The sequence below is a fragment of the Pseudomonas sp. SIMBA_041 genome, assembly GCF_046535095.1.
GTDB classification, from domain to species: domain Bacteria; phylum Pseudomonadota; class Gammaproteobacteria; order Pseudomonadales; family Pseudomonadaceae; genus Aquipseudomonas; species Aquipseudomonas mucoides.
The window spans coordinates 1-266 of record NZ_JAWRXJ010000407.1 but is presented as its reverse complement, the minus strand read 5'-3'; the positions used below and the strand labels follow the sequence as shown (position 1 = coordinate 266).

Below are 266 nucleotides of genomic sequence, written 5' to 3'. Positions count from 1 at the left end.
CCTGCCGATGCCGAACACGAGGTGGTGACATCGATGCAGGCCGAAATGCGCAGCCTGTACGTTCGCCGCGATGCCTGCCCGTGGGCACCGGAGCACTGCCGGGTGCTGGAGGTGACGCCGTTGGCGCGGGAGCTGATCAAGCAGTTCTGCCTGCTCCCGGCAGACTACCCGGAAGGTGACAGCGCTGAGGCGCGATTGGTCGCGGTGCTGCTCGACCAGTTGCGCACGTTGCCAGAGGTGGGCTTCTCGTTGCCGCTGCCACGCCA

The 266-nt window shown here is 66.9% G+C and carries 1 pseudogene; it reads left to right on the top strand.

Annotation, left to right across the window (positions count from 1 at the left end):
- Positions 1-266: pseudogene (locus SB725_RS31690) on the top strand (AraC family transcriptional regulator); the annotation flags it as partial.